Here is a 16,387-nt window from a genome sequence, read left to right as displayed (position 1 = left end):
GTCGCCGCCTGCACTGAGATCAATGAAATCAAAATGAGAACGTCGGCTCAGCTTCATGGGCTCGCAAAGGCAACCATAGGAGAATTGCAATGAAACCGATCAAAATCGAGTCCTCTGTAAAGCACGGCGACTGGAAACACGGGTTTGGTGTCGAGATCTTTTATCCTGGGACAGCGCTTGACGAAGGCGACAGCGGTATTGGAGCGATCGGCCGCATTGATCGCGCGCTGATCCAGCCGGGTCACGTCATCGGCATGCATCCCCATAAGGATGACGAGATATTCACCTACAAACGCGGCGGGCGGATGTTGCATCTGGACACTGTCGGCAATCGTGAGGAGGTGAACGCTCACCGCCTCATGATGATGAATGCGGGCCACACCTTCCAGCACGAGGAGCGGGTCATTGGTGACGAGCCGACCAAAGCCTTACAGATTTTCTTGCGTCCTCGAAAAGACGATCTTGAGCCCAAGGTACAGTTCAAAAGTCTCGACAGCGCTTACAGTGAGGACGAGTGGCGACTGCTCGTGGCACCGAGTGGCGCCATATTTGAAGTTCGCGCTCAAGCTTGGGTTCGAGATTCTCGTCTTCATGCCGGACGGCGCTTGCAAATCCCCGCCCCACCTACGCCGTCTTCAGTAAACCTGCTCTTCGTCTTCGAGGGTGAGATAAGTCTTGGCGAGATCTCGATCAGTGCCGGCCAATTTTACTATCTGGGTACGGAATCACAAGCCATCGAGGCGTTGACCGATTCAGACATCGTCCTCTTCACCACCGATCCCAAGGCACCCGTGTTTAAAGGGGGCATGTTCAGTGGAAACGTCAAGTAATCGTCGTTCAGGGAAAATCTCAAGCCGTTCGTTGAGCGATAGCTCGCGCGCAAGGGCCTAGGGCAACCGTCAAGCACCGGACAAAACGTGAGGCCGGCTTCGCTGGCCCCTTCCTGACAAATCCAAAAGGTAGAGAGAGATGATCAAACTCAAGGCTCCACCATTGATCGCCAAGATACTCGATTGGCGCGGCACGTGGCTCACTGCCCGTCTCGCGATCGTCTTGGTTTTTCTCGTTTCGGCATTCGGACACTTGTTTGATTTCGGTGCGGCGGTTGCGGAACAGGTTAGCTATGGCTTGCCCGCGCCGGAATTTATGGCTGCCCTCACCGTGGCCGTTGAGGTTGCAGGATCACTTCTCATTCTCACTGGTCAGCTGGTTTGGTTTGGAGCCGGAATGCTGGGTGTTTTTACGGCGCTTGGTGCGGTGTTCGCTCACCCGTTCTGGGCGATACAAGGGGCTGCCCGCTTTGATGCTCTCGCCTCCTTCCTGGAGCACGTTGGACTGGTTGGCGGTCTGATGCTCGTCGCTCTCGTTGCTCGCCGTCTCGAATATGAGGAGCAAAAGAATGTCTGAGCAGTCCTTGATGCGCTTGCAGCGCCTGGAAGATAATCTGGCCATTCAGCAACTCGCTGCACGCTTCTCCGATGCAGTGAATGAGCGAGACGTTGACGCCTTTATTTCGACCTGGGCGGAAGATGGAGCCGTTTGGGAGATTGGTCAGCCCCTTCCTTTGCGCGGTGAAGGACGGGACGGCATACGAAGGATGCTGAATCAGTTGTTCACAATAGAGCACTACTTCATGCAGATGACCCATTCCGGTGTGCTCAGTCTCAACGGCGACCTTGCAACCGCGCGCTTTGTGATACGCGAGCACGGTCGCGGAGCAAATACATTCTACGATAACCTCGCCGTTTATAACGACGACCTCATCAGGCAGGCCGACGGTTGGCGGTTCCTGCGGCGTACCTACACCTACAGATTTCTGGCCCAAGAGCCGTTTGGGGGCACCGCTTATCCAGTGGCGGCGCCTTGACAACCCTATCGCATCCACGCGGCCGACATCGGCCTACAGATCGTAGCCGCGACACGCGGCCACGTCGGATAAATCGACATGAGAAAGGATTGACAATGTCTGACATCGAACATTTTGAATACGTTTTCCTGGGTGGCGGAAAGGGTGGGAAGACTCTCGCGATGGAGCTTGCAACAGTAGGCAAGAGTGTCGCGCTCATCGAAAAAGGAATGATTGGCGGGTCCTGCATCAATGTCGCCTGCATTCCTAGCAAGACTTTGATTCAAAGTGCCCGCATTGCCCACGCGGCAGAGTCCGCCGCACCGGCGTCATTCAAACCCGATATGCGCGCCGCAAATGATCGTATTCGCACAGTTGTGTCCGAAATGGTCGATATCAACATGAAGAGTTTTATCGCCTCAGGTTTCGACCTCATTCTTGGAACAGGCCGCTTTACCGCTCCGAGAACAATCACAGTCGAACTGAATGACGGCGGGACGCGGACTGTGGAGGGCACGCATGTCTTTATCAATACAGGGACCCAAGCGTCCATTCCGGATATTCCAGGGCTTCGCGCCAGTGAACCCTTGACCCATGTAGAGGCTCTCGAGACGACAGAAACGCCCGAAGAACTGATCGTGATCGGTGGCGGCTACATCGGCCTCGAAATGGCTCAGGCGTTTCACCGGCTTGGTAGCAAAGTGACCGTTCTTCAGGAGACGCCCCACGTTGCCAACCGCGAAGACGTAGATGTCTCCGAAGCAATCGAAACAGCGTTTCGAGAGGATGGCATCACCATCAGGACGGGCGTAAAGGCGGTTGAAGTTCAAGGGCGATCGGGTAGTTACGTCTCGGTCTCACTTAGCGACGAAACAAACGTCACCGGAACCCACATTCTCGTCGCGGCGGGGAGAACACCTCTCACCTCAGATCTCGGACTGGATCTGGCTGGCGTAAATGTAGACGAACGCGGCATCATCGAGGTCGATGAGCGGTTAGCGACTTCGGCTGCGAATACCTGGGCGATCGGCGAAGTGGCAGGGACACCGATGTTTACCCATGCGTCTTACGACGACTACAGGGTTTTGAAGTCTCAGCTATCAGGCGGAGACCGCACCACGCGTGATCGCGTTATTCCCTATGCCATGTTCATTGAACCGGAATTAGGACGCATTGGCCTGAATGAAAGAGAGGCAAGTGAGCGCGCCATAGCAGTCCGCGTGGCGAAGCTTCCAATGACCGCGGTGCCGCGCGCTCGCACCAATGGCGCTATGCGCGGCTTCATGAAGGTTCTCGTAGACGCTCATTCCGACCAGATTCTCGGGTTTACGATGCTGGGTACGAACGCTGGAGAAGTTGTCACCGCAGTGCAAATGGCGATGATTGCAGGGCTTCCTTACACGGCGGTTCGCGATTCGATCATTTCGCACCCACTGATTTCGGAAGGATTGAACCTGCTTCTTCTGAAAGTGCCAGGGAAGGCGGCGTAGTGGATGATACTCGCTCCTACTTGACGCTGCCCTTCGCCTCTTTCCATAACGAACGGAAAAGCCGAGATCATCACGAGTGAATGCTACTTCCCTCTTGTCGCCAACATCAGGCCGGAGCGCAAAAGGGTGGGTTATAAAGAAGTCTATCCACAACGACATAGGGGTCTCAGCTTTGTCAGGACCCCGAAAAGGCCCGCTCTAGCCCAACCAGTGCGACAACCTCACCGTCGATAATGACGAATTAATCAGGTAGTTTAACGGGTACGTTGTCAGCCCATCCAGCCACCGTCGGAAAGCGAGTTCGCCATGAACAGCAATCCGGCGCGCAGCTGTTCGCGGTTGACGATGCCCCCAAGACACACTCTGACCTACTCGTCAGGTGCGCCACGAACAGCAAATGCGTCCGACGGCATCAACCCGACATGACGACCGGCCATCCGTCCCATAAGTTCCGCCCTGCTGAAACCCTTGGGCAGCTTTAGCCATATGCTGAAAGCCTCCGGTTCGCCTCTGACATCTGAGTCTGGAAGCGCTTCGATAGCGATCTTATGTCGAGCTGAACTTCCCGTCCGGAGGAAGTGTCGAACGGCATCCTCAGTGCCATCCTTGATACTCTAAAAGGCGCTCTCGGCGCGAAGGGCTCCCCACAGAGGGAGCGCCCCACGCGGTGCTTCATCTCATCTGCGATAGGCTTCCGCAATCTGCCCCACTAATCCCGCCCAGGGCATATCGATTGCCGCGTATACTGCAGCTGCTTCGGGCTTGGCATTGTCTTTTAGGATTTCCACCATGAGTGTGGCGTAGTCGGAAACGATGACGCCGGCCTGCTGCATGCGGAGCAAGCCCGTTTCCCTCTTGGTTTTGTTGAAAGTCCCCGACGCATCGACGGCGACGAATGCAGTGTAATTTTTCCTCACCGCCGTCATCGCGGGGAAGGCAGCGCAAACCTCAAGCGAGATGCCTGCGAAAATGAGATTTTTGCGGCCCGTCGCTTCGATAGCTTGAGCCACATGCGCATCGTCGAATGCGTTGACCGAGGAGCGATCGATAATGTCGATGCCCGGAAGGACTGCAACTAGTTCCGGGAAGGTCGGCCCCCACATGCTGTCGCGAGCGGTCGTTGTAACAACGATCGGCAATTTCAGCGCGCGAGCAGCTTTCGCAAGCGCCACGACGTTGTGTTTAAGCTCTCCGGTCTCATAATCTCGAACGCCCGTCATCAACCCAACCTGATGATCCACGAGGACGAGAGCGGTGTTTTCTGAGGTGAGAGGTTCATACGCACGAACTCGTTCAGACATGTTCGTCTCCCTTGAAAGATTAGGTTGAGCGGCTGTCGCAACTGCGGGCGCAGCCAAAGCCGTGGACACGGCACCACCAAGTGCCGCCATGTGTAAAAAATCACGCCGTTCCATGAGTCTTTCCGTGCTTTCCTGACCTGCCTCTGGCCGATGAGGTCGCGGCTTGTGCAGCGACACAAAGCAACTTATCCCCTGGACGAGCGGCTAAGAAGACCTCAATATTTAGACTTAACGTTCGACAGATTGGACGATTGGACAAGTTATGGTTGACCTAAATGACTTTTTTTATTTCGTGCAAGTCGTAGATCGCGGAGGATTTACGGCTGCAGGGCGAACGTTGCGAATGCCCAAGTCAACGCTTAGTCACCGGATACAGCAATTGGAATCTAGCTTGGGCGTGCGGCTCCTTAATCGATCGTCGCGTCAGTTCGGGATGACTGACGCCGGTCAGGACTTCTATCGCCATGCTGTTATAATGCTGCAAGAGGCAGAGCGGGCCGAGACCGCAATTCGCCATCGGCTTATTGAGCCGATGGGCACAGTTCGTATCACGGCCGGTAAGGCAATATCGCAGTTCGCTTTACGTGATCTCATCGCCAAATTTCTTCTTCAGCACATGAAGGTCAACGTCGTTCTGCATGCAACTGATGATACTGTCGATATCGTTGCTGAAAACTTCGATATTGCCGTCCGCGCGCATTCCGGTTTGCTTCCGGACTCAACGCTCGTTCAGAAGAGGCTGGCCTCTGCCCCGTGGCATTTGTTCGCCGGCACCACTTACATTACAACCAACGGTGAACCAACTACGCCCAGTGAGCTGCGCCAGCACGCGGCCCTCTTCATGATGCGCAAAGGAGTTGCACCAACTTGGCGTCTTCAGCAGCCGCTAGGCGGAGGAAATGAGGTTGTGATCCCATTGACGCCGCGCCTGCTTAGCGATGACATGATCGGCCTTAAGCAGGCAGCGATCGCAGGACTTGGGATTGTTGCGTTGCCCAGCTATGTCTGCCGTGAGGAAATCCAAAAAGGAGTGTTGCAGAGAGTTCTGCCGGGCTGGCTAACGGGGGAAGCAACATTGACCGCGCTGTCCCCATATCGACAGGGTTTATTGCCTTCGGTAAGAGCGCTTATTGACTACCTGTCGGCGACTTTGCCGAAGGCCATTGGCCCCTAATGCCTCCTGCGAGCTTGAGACGGACCGCTTACTGCGAAATTGACGTCTACCTCGCGACGGGAAGGTGTGACGCGTCTAATCACTTCTACCACAGAGCCGTGAAAGCGCCCATCTATCGCGATCACATCCCTCAATCTAATCTTGTCCCCTGGCAGATAAAGCCCATAATGGCCGCTATATCATCATGGAGAATACCGGCTTTGTATTCCTTTTCAGGATAGCTATGATGGGCGAACTCTATTAGCTAAAGGTCCGGCCTGCACTAAAGGCCGCCTTGAACAATCGATTGCAGAATGCGTGCATTTTGGTTATGGGTGTCTGCAATCGCGAGGAAAGCATGGCATCTTCCACATCACCCCGACGTAAAGTAACTATGGCTGACGTAGCAGCGGCAGCAGGTGTCCATTCATCAACAGTATCGCGGGCCTTGAACCCCGACACAAGAAAAATGGTGGTGCCAGAGCTTGTCGATAAAGTCTTAGCAGCTGCAAAAGATCTTGGATACAGAGTTGACCCAATCGCCAAAAGTTTGCGAACGGGAAAGTCGAGACTAATCGGCGTTCTCATTCCTGATATTGCCAACACGCTATTCGCGCCAATTCTGAGTGGGATAAACGACTGGCTCCGCAATACCGGTTATTCGGTCATTGTCGCAGAGGTTGGAAATGATGTTGCAAAACAGCTGGAGCTTGCAGACAGGCTTGCAGCGCAACGCATCGATGGTCTTGTTCTGGGGACGGTTTCAAGAAGCGATCCACTTGTTGACTTTTGCATTGATAACGGAATTCCGGCAGTCCTGGTCAACCGCGCCGAGACAAGCTCTCGTCTATCGGCCGTGATCTCCGACGACATGGCGGGAATGCAGATCGCTGTCGAACATCTTCATCAGCTTGGCCATCGCAAGATCGCGCATATTGCCGGTCCTCCGGAACATTCGACCGGCTTTTTGCGCCGGCGAGGCTTCGACTTTGCGGCGTCATCCCTGGAATTGAAGGACCTGCCCTGCGAGGTGGCCTCGGCATACAATCGCAGCGAAGGCGCCTCTGCAATGAACCGTCTGCTCGATCGACGACCCGATATTACAGCCGTTGCAGCCGCCAACGATCTGCTGGCACTCGGCGCCTACGATGCTCTCGCCTTACGGAGCCTGTCCTGCCCAGATGATATCTCCATCGTCGGCCACAATGACATGCCACTTATGGACATCGTACATCCGCCGCTGACAACTATCCGAATTGGGCACAAGGAGATGGGCCGACAGGCGGCACAGCTTCTGCAGCAGGCCATTGAACACAATGATCAGACATGCCGCAACATTGTCCTGCCGGCGAGCCTCATTGTCAGGAAGTCGACATTACCTCCAGGTAGTCGGCGCGGATGATCATTGAAGAACCTATTCCAGGCAACAAGAAAATGGGCGCTTACTGCGCCCATCAGACTGCTGACAAACCCGTCGATTTTTTTTCGGCGGTTTTTTGCGTTTTTGGAAGTTTGCGCTCGGGTGATGTTTTCGCGAGGGTGCGGCGCATGTTGAATTCGGCGTGAAGCCCTTATCCGCAGGCTGGTTTGGGGGTTTTGGTCATTGCCATTGCGATCTTCTTGATGTTCTGGGCGCTAGCGGCAAGCAGGCATTGCCATCTGACCTTGATGAGGCCGCGGAAGCGGGCATAGCGGTGCCCGTGTAGCTGTTTGGCGTCGGCGAAGGATCGCTCCACCGTCTCCTTCCGTCGTTCGTAGATCGCCTTGCCCCAAGGCGTCTTGCGGTGACTGTCGGTGCGCTCGCGAGCATCCTGCCAAACATGCCGGGTGATGGTGCGCTCCGCCTTGGCGTTTGAGGTGCACGAGACCAGAAGCGGGCAGTCGCGGCAGACGGACGGGTCCGAGCGGTAGTGCTTGTAGCCGTTGCGGTCGGTGGTAGCATAGGTGAGGAGCTGGCCTTCAGGACAGCGATAGCCATCACTCTCGGGCTCAAAGACGAACTTCGATTTGCGCATCATCCCGTCTTTGGGCGGAGTGGGGTTGCGATAGCCGGTCACGCCGAGGATGGCGCGGTCTTCCAGCCCCTTGGCAATGCCAGCCGTCGCATAGCCTGCATCAAGGCCGACAGCCCCAACATCGAAGCCGAAGCGCTCGCGCTGCCGGTCCAACCGCTCCAGGTAGACGATACTGTCATGCACATTGGCAGGCGTCACATGCGTGTCTGTAATGATCGCATGGCGGCCATCGACCGTGCGATGATCGAGATAGAAGAAGCCCTTGGGCTTGCCGTCGCGCACCATATAACCGCTGTCCGGATCGGTGCGGCTGACCTTGGTTTCCTTCACCTCCGGCTCGCGGTCCTTTTCCTTCAACGGCTTCTGGCCGTGCGCCATCCGCTCCATCTCGATTGCCCGATCGAGATCAGCCCAGTAGTCGGCGCGCGACTTCGCAAGCATCTCAAGATCATACTTGCCCTTGTTGGCATTGGCCTTCAGATGGGTTGAATCCGTATAAAGCACCGTGCCATCGACCAGGCCGTGCCGGATCGCCTGCTCCACGATCGCATCAAAGATGTCCTGGGCCACCGAGGTGTCGTTGAACCGGCGGCGGCGGTTCTGGGAAAGCGTCGAGGCATCGAAGACAGGGTCCGTCAGCTTCATCCGCAAGAACCAGCGATAGGCGACATTCACCTCGATCTCGCGCACCAACTGCCGCTCGGAACGCACGCCGAACAGGTAGCCGAGGAACAGCGCTTTGAACATCAATGTCGGGTCGAGCGGCGGGCGGCCATTGTCGGCGCAGTAAAGGCCGGCAACCCGATCATGGATGAAAGAGAAGTCGATCACTGCATCGATCTTGCGAAGCAGATGATCCTTCGACACTAGCCCATCGAGCGTTACCATCTCGAGAGCCGTCTGTTCGGGAGCAGGTTTCTTCAACATGTCCCACTGAATCATAAACCCCCGGCCAAGACCAGGGGTTTGTCAGCAGTCTGATGGGCGCTTACTGCGCCCATCTTAAAATAGGTCGGGTAAATAGTTTAGGATGGCGCTATCATGCGTTCTCAATCATGGCCAGCTTACTCTCGAAAGCCTTGTTAACGGCGAGCAGCTCTCTAGGAAATTTTGAGCCGAAACTTTCAAAGTAAGAGCGATGATCTTCGATCTCCCCGATGAGCGATGACCTGTCGAGGCAGCTGAGCGCTGCGAAGCTCTCCTTGGGGTATTCGAGCCCTGCCCAGGTGATGTCGTTATAGGCGGGCATACGGCCAAGCACGGTCTCGAACGAACTCCCTACCCCCTTCAACTGATCCGCGATCCACTTCAACACTCGCATGTTCTGGCCAAATCCAGGCCACAGAAACAGGCCTTCATCATCCTTGCGGAACCAGTTAACGCGAAATATTTGCGGCGGTTGTGCGAGCTTGGAGCCGATCTGTAGCCAATGGGCAAAGTAGTCGCTCATGTTGTAGCCGCAAAACGGTAACATCGCGAAGGGATCGTGGCGGATGGTGGCCTGGTTTTCGGCAGCAGCCGTCGCCTCAGAAGCCAGCGATGCCGCCCAATACACCCCCTCCTCCCAATTCTGGGTCTGATAGACCAGTGGGTATGTGTGGGACAGTCTGCCGCCGAAAATGAAGGCGGAAATCGGAACGCCCAGCGGATTCCTGCCCTCCGGGTCCATGCTTGGGCAATTAGCTGCGGCAACGGTGAAGCGCGCATTGGGATGAGCCGCAGGCCGTCCGGCACCCGGTGTCCATTCTTTACCCTGCCAGTCGATCAGATGTTCAGGCTTGACCTCCGTCAACCCCTCCCACCAGACATCTCCCTCGGGCGTCAACGCGCAGTTGGTGAAAATCGTATTGCTTCGCACCGCCGCCATCATATTTGGATTCGTCCCGGCATTCGTGCCCGGTGCCACGCCGAAAAAGCCTATTTCGGGATTGACCGCCCATAGTCGCCCGTCATCTCCCGGTCTCATCCAGGCGATATCGTCGCCCACCGTCTTTACCTTCCAGCCATCGAAACCGTCTGGCGGTACAAGCATTGCGAAATTCGTTTTTCCGCAAGCGGAAGGAAATGCACCCGCAACATAGGTCGTTTCTCCATCCGGACTTTCTATACCCAGGATCAGCATATGCTCGGCCAGCCAGCCTTCTTTGAGAGCCCGCGCTGAAGCCGTTCGCAATGCCATACATTTCTTGCCAAGCAGCGCGTTGCCGCCGTAACCAGAGCCGAATGACACGATTGAATCATCGTCCTGAAAATTGACGATGTATTTCTTGTCGGCATTGCAAGGCCAGGTGCTGTCAGTCTCACCCGGTTGAAGCGGTTTGCCGACGGAGTGCAGGCACCGCACCACTTGGGCCTGATCGAGATAACGCAATACTGGCTCGCCAATATGCGCCATAAGTTTCATATTCGCGACGACATAGGGGGAGTCGGTCAACTGAACCCCATACATCGCATAGGCTGAACCGGGCTGACCCATGGAGAAAGGGATGACGTAAAGCGTCCGCCCACGCATCGCGCCGCTGAAGAGATCTTTCAATTCGGCTCGCATCTTCGAGGGATCGGCCCAATTGTTGGTCGGGCCGGCATCTTCCTCTCGTTCGCAGCAAATGAAGGTGCGGTGTTCAAGACGGGCAACATCGGTCGGGTCGGATCTGCACAGGAATGAATTGGGTCGAAGATCCGGGTTGAGCCGGATCATCATTCCCGACGCAACCATTCGATCGCAGAGTTCCTGATATTCGGCGTCGCTTCCGTCACAGAAGTGAATATCTGCGGGTTGGCATAGCTCACGGATGTCATCGATCCACGCAGAGAGCATTTCATTGTCGATCATCAGGTTGTTATTCGTCATAAGGCCTCGCCTTGTCGCAATACGCGCGATGCAGTGTATTTAGTTGTCTCGCAGTGAACGCTTGAACTGTTCCGAGAGCCAGTCCGCGACAAGCGGCCGATATTTCCAGGAAATATTGTTGCAGACGTGATTGCCTTCTGGGAATATGTCCAGAGTGCTCTCTGGACCGGCAATCGCCATGCACCGCTCTGCCTCGGATGGCGGGAAGATCTTGTCCCGGCCGCCGTGCAGGATCAATGCGGGAATATCGAGGTGCGGCGTCTCTCTGAGCGTGAAGCGTTTGGCCCGCTCAAAGGTATTGTCTCCGCCAAGCGAAAACCGCATATTGTCGTGATAAACTTGAGGCAAGTCCGGCCAGAAGTCGCCGAGATCGAAAAAGCCGTTGATTGAGACGACTGCGGTAAACCCGCCGACCTCCGCCGCACGCAGCGCGAGATGACCACCAAAAGCCATGCCAACCAGGCCTCGCTCCCCATTTAGCCGTTCATCGCTCGACAGGTGATCGACTGCCGCCCGGACAGCGCGCGAAATATCAGGCTGCAAAGGACCAAACTCCCTGCCCTCGCCCTGCCCCGGGCCGTCAAGCGAGAGCGTTGCGATGCCGCGAGAAAGCAAGTGCTTTTCGAACGCGGGAAATTCCTCCTTGGTCGAGTCCGAGCCGGGGATGATGACGGCCAATGGATGCCGGCCTTCGGGCTTCGGATAACGAAGGATCGCTTTCAGCATCCCGCCTTCGTAAGGAATGACAGTGATATTGCCTGGTGGATCGAGAAGCGGTACGGCACGCGCGAACGTCTCGACTTTTTTCTGCGCAACCTCCTGCTTGGCGGAGAGATCGTCAAAGGCCATGAACTGCCCGAAGTGATAGAGCAGACTCGCCCTGGCGAAAGCCTCTCCAGCGGTTATTCGCCGGCCGGCTTGCAAAGCCCGTTCGCCAAGCTCCGCATGGACGTCTCCCTCCTCGGCCCAGGTTTGCAGCCAGCGGTCCCACGTGCCGGCGCGATCGATAATCGCTCGTGCCGTTGGCGAGGGAATCCCGGCAACCTCAATCCTCGGCAGCCAGTGTTCGACGACGCTAAGAAGTCTATTTTCGCTCTTCATCTCTTTTTCTCCCAGGCGATCACTCCGTCGCCGCTGAGCGCTGCTCTAAGGTCTCTGGTCTTCGAACGTCGCCAAGGCAGTCGGATAGAATTCAGCTTTTTCCCGATAGCGTTTCGCACCGGCCGAAAAGCGATCCGCCGCCTCGTCCGAGAGCACTTTCACGATTTTTGCCGGCACGCCGACGACGAGCGAATTGTCCGGAACGATCATGCCTTCCGGAACGAGCGCGTTTGCGCCGACGACGCAACGCTTGCCGATGGCTGCGCCATTCAAAATAGTTGCGCCCATACCGACCAAGCTGCCGTCACCGATCGCGCATCCATGAATGATTGCACCGTGGCCGATCGTCACGTCCTGTCCGATCGCGACTGGAAAGCCGGGATCGGTGTGCACGACGCAGCAATCCTGCAGATTTGCCCCTTCGCCCACTATGATCGGCTCATTGTCACCGCGCAGAACTGCGTTGAACCAAATGCTTGCCTTGCTGCCAATTCGCACATCACCGATGACTGCCGCTCCCGGTGCAACATAGAACCGTCCTTGCGCCGGGAGTTTGGGAGCCTTGTCGCCAAGGCGATAAAGTCCATGAAACGACATGGTAAGATCCTTCATCACCGGGTTGGCATTGCAAGCAATATCGAAGCTGGTGCGTTCGTCTTGTTGACGAGACGCCGTGCCTCACCCGGGGCAAGGCGACAACTGTCAAGGAACGCGAGCGTCACGGCTTCCGTTGGCGTTTCGACGGTAACCTCGCCGGCCACCACGACGTAGATTTTCTCGACGGCAGCGTCCTTGAGGGATGTCTCGCCGCCAGGCAGAAGGTGCGACAGTCCGATCCAGATCGTATCGGTTTGCGTCGCTTCCTTGCCTTGAAGGCGCAAGCACGCCATCCCGTAATGCTCCGGCGCCTCGTAGGGGCGTGCTTCACTATATCGCGTGACCTGCATCGTCTTTTCCTAAGGCTTCAGCAGAACGCGGTCAGGTGTTCCCCGCAATACCGAGGCATAAGCCTTGGCGGCATCGTTCAGGCCATAGCAGCTGGTGGGATTGATCGGAAACGGCTTCAGCAAGCCTTCCTCGAACTTTGGACGCAGCTTGTCGAAAATCTTGGCACCTTCGACAGAGGTGAGCGCCAGCGTGTCGATGCCGATGAATTTGTGACGGCCGCGGAAGAAGTTGAAGATGTCAAACGGCACCGCGCGATCAAAAGTCGAAATGAAGATCTGCCGGCCTTGTTTTGCCAGCGCCTTGTTGGCGAGCTCGAAATAGGGGCTGCCGACCGTGTTAAAGACAATATCGGCACCATGTCCATTCGTCTTCTGCCGGACAATGTCGGCCACGTCGTCCACCGAGCTGTTGAACAGCTCGACAGGCTTGTTGGTATGCGCCATCAGTTGCTGGGCCGTATGTTCGACGGCGAAAACGGTCGCGCCGGCCATCGTCGCCAGCTGGATCGCAGCCTGCCCGACCTTGCCGTTGCCGCCGCAAACCAGAACGACATCGGTCGGCTGGACGCCGCCCGCCTCCCGCAAACCCTCGTATGCGGTGATGAAGGGAACGCCAATCGAGCCTGCCTCTTCCATTGTGAAGTTCGATGGCTTGGCGCGGACGGCCTTCTGATCCAGCACCATCCATTTGCCATGGCTGCCGTCCTGGGTAATACCGAGCTCTCCGCCGCCGCCCCAGACTTCCAGGCCGATCATGTTCGTCGGCCCTTCGCGGACGATGCCGCTGAAGTCTCGCCCGGGGGTGCGCGGCCATATCGCATGCGGCATGTGGCCGAGCGACGCTTTAACATCGCTTGGATTCACGCCGGCCGCAACGATCTCTACGAGTACCTGCCCAGGTCCAGGCCGCGGCGGGGTTATCTCTACCAGTTCGACCAGAAGATTATCGAGATCCTGCGAGGGCTGGCTGACGCGAAGGGCGCGGCCGGTGACGGTTTCATTCCTGATGTCCATGTTGTTGTTCTCCCTAGAATCTTGTTAGGCCTTCAATCCGAGAATTTCCCGGGCCTGGTTTGCGGAGGCAATCCTGCCGCCAAGCTTTTCGATAAGGTCGCGTGCGCGTTCAACGAGCTCACCGTTACCCTTGGCAAGCACGCCTTTGGAAATGTATGAATTGTCTTCAAGGCCGACGCGGACATGGCCACCGAGAAGGTAGGCCTGCATAGCCATCGAGAACGACATCCGCCCCACACCAAAGGCGCTCCAGACGGCATTGGGAGGCAGAAGGCGAGCAGCCATCGCCATCACTTCCGGTGAGGCTGGGAAGCCATATTTGACGCCAGTGACGATCGTGAACATCGTCGGGGCGCGCAGCGTGCCATCCTTCAGCATGTCGAGTGCGAGCTGGATGTGCCCGGTATCGAAGACTTCGAGTTCCGGCTTGGAGCCGGCCGAATAGATGATGTCGGCCATGGTCTTTACGCTCTGGGGCGTGTTGATAACGACCTCGGAGCCGAAGGTCATCGTGTTCAGATCGAGAGTCGCGATGTCCGGCTTGAGGGCGACTATATGCTCCACGCGTTTTTCGGGCCGCATAAGCGTCGTGCGAGGTCCGGCAATAGCCGGGTTTTCATCACTCGGATGATAGCGTCCGCCAGGCCCGGTCGTGACGTTAAGGATCAACGCGCTGTCCTTTTCTCGGATGCGCCTGATCACCTCTTCGTAATACTTGAGCTCCATCGACGGCTTTCCGGTTTCCGGGTCGCGCACATGGATGTGTGCGATTGCAGCCCCAGCTGCGGCAGCCTCAAGACAGGAGTCCGCGATTTCCTGAGGTGTCACAGGAAGCCCGGGATGATTTTCGCGGGTCGTCAGGTTTCCTGTTACCGCGCAGGTGATGATCACATCGGATTTCATCGTCCACCCTCTCTTCAACTACACACATGATGCAATTTACTGCAATCGATTGCAAGAAATCTCCACCGAAATCATGCGTCAAATATTGCGTTTCTCGCTCTACCGAACTCTGATTAGAGGCTCGGGAAACAAACGATTGTGAGCCTCAACGGTGGCCCGGAGGCATGCGCCTCTTGGCCGCGCAGCAAGCAAACATGTTCTCGTACGCACACGCACCGAACGTGGATGCTCAGGGTACTAAGATTACCGCGCCAACTTGTCCAAATCCCGATCAGGGGTGGCGCCTGGAACCACCCCTGCCGCTCCATGCAAGCGGCGGACATTTCTGTTCCCAGGAAACGTCACGACGGTGGCGTAGCCCGGCCTTGTCGATGACAGAGGCCGCAAGCGTTTCGACCTCCTGCAGAACACGTTCTCTGTCCTTGAACTTCGTGAACTCGCCATGGCGATACACCACATCACCGTTGACAATCACGAACCGCGCGTCCGAACCCTTGCCAGCGCCGACAAATGCGGAAAGCGGTCTCTGAAGAGATCCGACATGAGGTGCCCGCATATCGAAAATGGCGATATCGGCGAGCTTTCCGGCTTCCAGAGAGCCCAGCTCGTCGGCGAGGCCGAGCACTTCAGCGCCATTGATCGTCGCCATTTCGATCCCGCGTTCGAACGACATCCGGGTCGGGTCGAGATGACGCTGGTGCTGGAAGAGGACGCAGGCCTTCACCTGCTCCAGCATGTCGTTCGTATAGTCGACCATCGCGCCATCGGTTCCCAGTGCCGTCGCCACGCCGGCACGCAAGGCGTTGGCTGCGGGTGCGATGCCACCGCCGCGAACAGCTTCGCTGGTCGGCGTATAGACAAGCCCGGCTCCCACATGCGCCATGTGTTCAAGATCAAGTTCTGTGCAATGAATGCCGTGGATCAGCATCCACTGATGATCGAGAACGCCGAGTTGCATAAGGTATCGGACGTCTGTTCGGCCGGTCTCGCGCAGATGTTTGAGAAAGCCTTTCTCAACCGAGAAGGTGCCGCCCGCGATGTGGCTGCTGATCTTTACGCCGAGCTTGCGGGCGAGTTCGGTACCGCGAATGATCAGTTCCTCGGTGCTCATTCCCGATGAGGTCCAGTGGGCATTGGCTTCGATCACCATGCCCATGCGGATAAGGCCGTCGGCCTTGCCGTCCCAATTTCTGATGTCTTCTTCCACAGCCGCCAGGGACTCGTCCAACGTCAGCGGGTGATTGAGGAAACGAGCATTGCGGCAACGCAACTCCTTGCCGAAGACCTGCCGGATTCCGAGCTCGGCCTGCGGCTCGACGATCGCTTTGACCGTCTCCGCTGTCGTGACCGAAACGGAATGGTTGAACGAGGTCGTCGTTCCCGTCGCAAGCATCTCGATGCCGCACTGATAGCTCGCAAGCCGCATCGCACCGTCCGAGAGATTGGAAACCAGCGGAAAGACAAGATCGCTGATCCAGTCCTCAAGAAGCAAGCCATCGGCAATGCCCTTGAACATCGCATACCAGTGATGCTGATGCAGGTTGATCAGTCCGGGAATAACCAGGCATCCCTTGGCATCGATGACCTCGTTGAAGTCGGCATCCCGCGGTGTGTCTGCGGCTGCATAGACTCCGCTGATCGTCTTTCCACGGATGGCGACGGCGCCGCCATCGTGGATTTCGCGCTTGCCGTTGACGGTCACGACATATCCGTTCTTGATCAGGATCGTCTTCATTTTTGTTGTTCCACCTCTGTTTTTTGCGCGT

At 56.7% G+C, this 16,387-nt stretch carries 15 protein-coding genes; 6 read left to right on the top strand and 9 right to left on the bottom strand.

What is annotated here, in order from left to right:
- The first annotated feature begins 89 nt into the window (after positions 1–89).
- From OCK01_RS21865 to OCK01_RS21850, 4 genes are all read left to right on the top strand, one after another.
- The gene (locus OCK01_RS21865; RefSeq protein WP_263825798.1) at positions 90–830 is read left to right on the top strand and encodes a pirin family protein; all 741 of its coding nucleotides are present in this window, start codon (positions 90–92) and stop codon (positions 828–830) included.
- Between the two features lie 139 nt (positions 831–969).
- Positions 970–1,407, top strand: a complete 438-nt coding sequence (locus OCK01_RS21860) for a DoxX family protein (RefSeq protein ID WP_263825797.1) — start codon at positions 970–972, stop codon at positions 1,405–1,407.
- A complete protein-coding gene (locus OCK01_RS21855; protein WP_263825796.1) occupies positions 1,400–1,867 on the top strand; it encodes a nuclear transport factor 2 family protein in 468 nt (155 codons plus the stop codon). The genes OCK01_RS21860 and OCK01_RS21855 overlap by 8 nt, the downstream gene beginning before the upstream one ends.
- A gap of 95 nt (positions 1,868–1,962) precedes the next feature.
- Entirely contained in the window at positions 1,963–3,336 is a 1,374-nt protein-coding gene (locus OCK01_RS21850) for an FAD-dependent oxidoreductase (RefSeq protein WP_263825795.1), read from the top strand.
- Between the two features lie 677 nt (positions 3,337–4,013).
- Here OCK01_RS21850 and OCK01_RS21845 read toward each other — a convergent pair.
- Complete coding sequence (locus tag OCK01_RS21845) at positions 4,014–4,751, bottom strand: isochorismatase family protein (RefSeq protein ID WP_263825794.1); 738 nt, start codon at positions 4,749–4,751, stop codon at positions 4,014–4,016.
- Between the two features lie 148 nt (positions 4,752–4,899).
- Between OCK01_RS21845 and OCK01_RS21840 the strand changes: the two genes are divergently transcribed.
- Both OCK01_RS21840 and OCK01_RS21835 read left to right on the top strand, forming a co-directional pair.
- Positions 4,900–5,811 carry a LysR substrate-binding domain-containing protein gene (locus OCK01_RS21840; RefSeq protein WP_263825793.1) on the top strand — a complete coding sequence of 304 codons (912 nt, stop codon included), beginning with the start codon at positions 4,900–4,902 and terminating at the stop codon, positions 5,809–5,811.
- 373 nt (positions 5,812–6,184) lie between these two features.
- Positions 6,185–7,192: a LacI family DNA-binding transcriptional regulator gene (locus OCK01_RS21835; RefSeq protein ID WP_263825792.1), complete on the top strand. Its 1,008-nt coding sequence runs from the start codon at positions 6,185–6,187 to the stop codon at positions 7,190–7,192.
- A gap of 169 nt (positions 7,193–7,361) precedes the next feature.
- On the opposite strand, the gene OCK01_RS21830 is transcribed toward OCK01_RS21835, so the two are convergent.
- From OCK01_RS21830 to OCK01_RS21795, 8 genes are all read right to left on the bottom strand, one after another.
- Complete coding sequence (locus OCK01_RS21830) at positions 7,362–8,732, bottom strand: IS1182 family transposase (protein ID WP_263825791.1); 1,371 nt, start codon at positions 8,730–8,732, stop codon at positions 7,362–7,364.
- A 112-nt stretch (positions 8,733–8,844) separates the two neighbouring features.
- Complete coding sequence (locus OCK01_RS21825; RefSeq protein ID WP_263825790.1) at positions 8,845–10,656, bottom strand: phosphoenolpyruvate carboxykinase (GTP); 1,812 nt, start codon at positions 10,654–10,656, stop codon at positions 8,845–8,847.
- 39 nt (positions 10,657–10,695) lie between these two features.
- The gene (locus OCK01_RS21820; protein ID WP_263825789.1) at positions 10,696–11,757 is read right to left on the bottom strand and encodes an alpha/beta hydrolase family protein; all 1,062 of its coding nucleotides are present in this window, start codon (positions 11,755–11,757) and stop codon (positions 10,696–10,698) included.
- A gap of 45 nt (positions 11,758–11,802) precedes the next feature.
- The gene (locus OCK01_RS21815) at positions 11,803–12,354 is read right to left on the bottom strand and encodes a gamma carbonic anhydrase family protein (protein WP_263825788.1); all 552 of its coding nucleotides are present in this window, start codon (positions 12,352–12,354) and stop codon (positions 11,803–11,805) included.
- Positions 12,355–12,368: 14 nt separating this feature from the next.
- The gene (locus OCK01_RS21810; protein ID WP_263825787.1) at positions 12,369–12,704 is read right to left on the bottom strand and encodes a cupin domain-containing protein; all 336 of its coding nucleotides are present in this window, start codon (positions 12,702–12,704) and stop codon (positions 12,369–12,371) included.
- 9 nt (positions 12,705–12,713) lie between these two features.
- Positions 12,714–13,718: a quinone oxidoreductase family protein gene (locus OCK01_RS21805; RefSeq protein WP_263825786.1), complete on the bottom strand. Its 1,005-nt coding sequence runs from the start codon at positions 13,716–13,718 to the stop codon at positions 12,714–12,716.
- A 24-nt stretch (positions 13,719–13,742) separates the two neighbouring features.
- Positions 13,743–14,621: a 3-keto-5-aminohexanoate cleavage protein gene (locus tag OCK01_RS21800; RefSeq protein ID WP_263825785.1), complete on the bottom strand. Its 879-nt coding sequence runs from the start codon at positions 14,619–14,621 to the stop codon at positions 13,743–13,745.
- Positions 14,622–14,892: 271 nt separating this feature from the next.
- A complete protein-coding gene (locus tag OCK01_RS21795) occupies positions 14,893–16,356 on the bottom strand; it encodes an amidohydrolase family protein (RefSeq protein WP_263825784.1) in 1,464 nt (487 codons plus the stop codon).
- Between the last annotated feature and the right edge of the window lie 31 nt (positions 16,357–16,387).

It is taken from the genome of Rhizobium sp. TRM95796, assembly GCF_025779995.1.
Lineage (GTDB): Bacteria > Pseudomonadota > Alphaproteobacteria > Rhizobiales > Rhizobiaceae > Rhizobium_E.
Note: the sequence above shows the minus strand (reverse complement) of the source record. Positions and strands in the feature narration are given on the sequence as shown.

Coding starts and splice junctions, on each gene's coding strand:
- OCK01_RS21795 (WP_263825784.1), bottom strand. CDS start 16,356: ATGAAGACGATCCTGATCAAGAACGGATATGTCGTGACCGTCAACGGC.
- OCK01_RS21855 (WP_263825796.1), top strand. CDS start 1,400: ATGTCTGAGCAGTCCTTGATGCGCTTGCAGCGCCTGGAAGATAATCTG.
- OCK01_RS21845 (WP_263825794.1), bottom strand. CDS start 4,751: ATGGAACGGCGTGATTTTTTACACATGGCGGCACTTGGTGGTGCCGTG.
- OCK01_RS21815 (WP_263825788.1), bottom strand. CDS start 12,354: ATGTCGTTTCATGGACTTTATCGCCTTGGCGACAAGGCTCCCAAACTC.
- OCK01_RS21820 (WP_263825789.1), bottom strand. CDS start 11,757: ATGAAGAGCGAAAATAGACTTCTTAGCGTCGTCGAACACTGGCTGCCG.
- OCK01_RS21850 (WP_263825795.1), top strand. CDS start 1,963: ATGTCTGACATCGAACATTTTGAATACGTTTTCCTGGGTGGCGGAAAG.
- OCK01_RS21835 (WP_263825792.1), top strand. CDS start 6,185: ATGGCTGACGTAGCAGCGGCAGCAGGTGTCCATTCATCAACAGTATCG.
- OCK01_RS21825 (WP_263825790.1), bottom strand. CDS start 10,656: ATGACGAATAACAACCTGATGATCGACAATGAAATGCTCTCTGCGTGG.
- OCK01_RS21860 (WP_263825797.1), top strand. CDS start 970: ATGATCAAACTCAAGGCTCCACCATTGATCGCCAAGATACTCGATTGG.
- OCK01_RS21810 (WP_263825787.1), bottom strand. CDS start 12,704: ATGCAGGTCACGCGATATAGTGAAGCACGCCCCTACGAGGCGCCGGAG.
- OCK01_RS21830 (WP_263825791.1), bottom strand. CDS start 8,732: ATGTTGAAGAAACCTGCTCCCGAACAGACGGCTCTCGAGATGGTAACG.
- OCK01_RS21800 (WP_263825785.1), bottom strand. CDS start 14,621: ATGAAATCCGATGTGATCATCACCTGCGCGGTAACAGGAAACCTGACG.
- OCK01_RS21805 (WP_263825786.1), bottom strand. CDS start 13,718: ATGGACATCAGGAATGAAACCGTCACCGGCCGCGCCCTTCGCGTCAGC.
- OCK01_RS21840 (WP_263825793.1), top strand. CDS start 4,900: ATGGTTGACCTAAATGACTTTTTTTATTTCGTGCAAGTCGTAGATCGC.
- OCK01_RS21865 (WP_263825798.1), top strand. CDS start 90: ATGAAACCGATCAAAATCGAGTCCTCTGTAAAGCACGGCGACTGGAAA.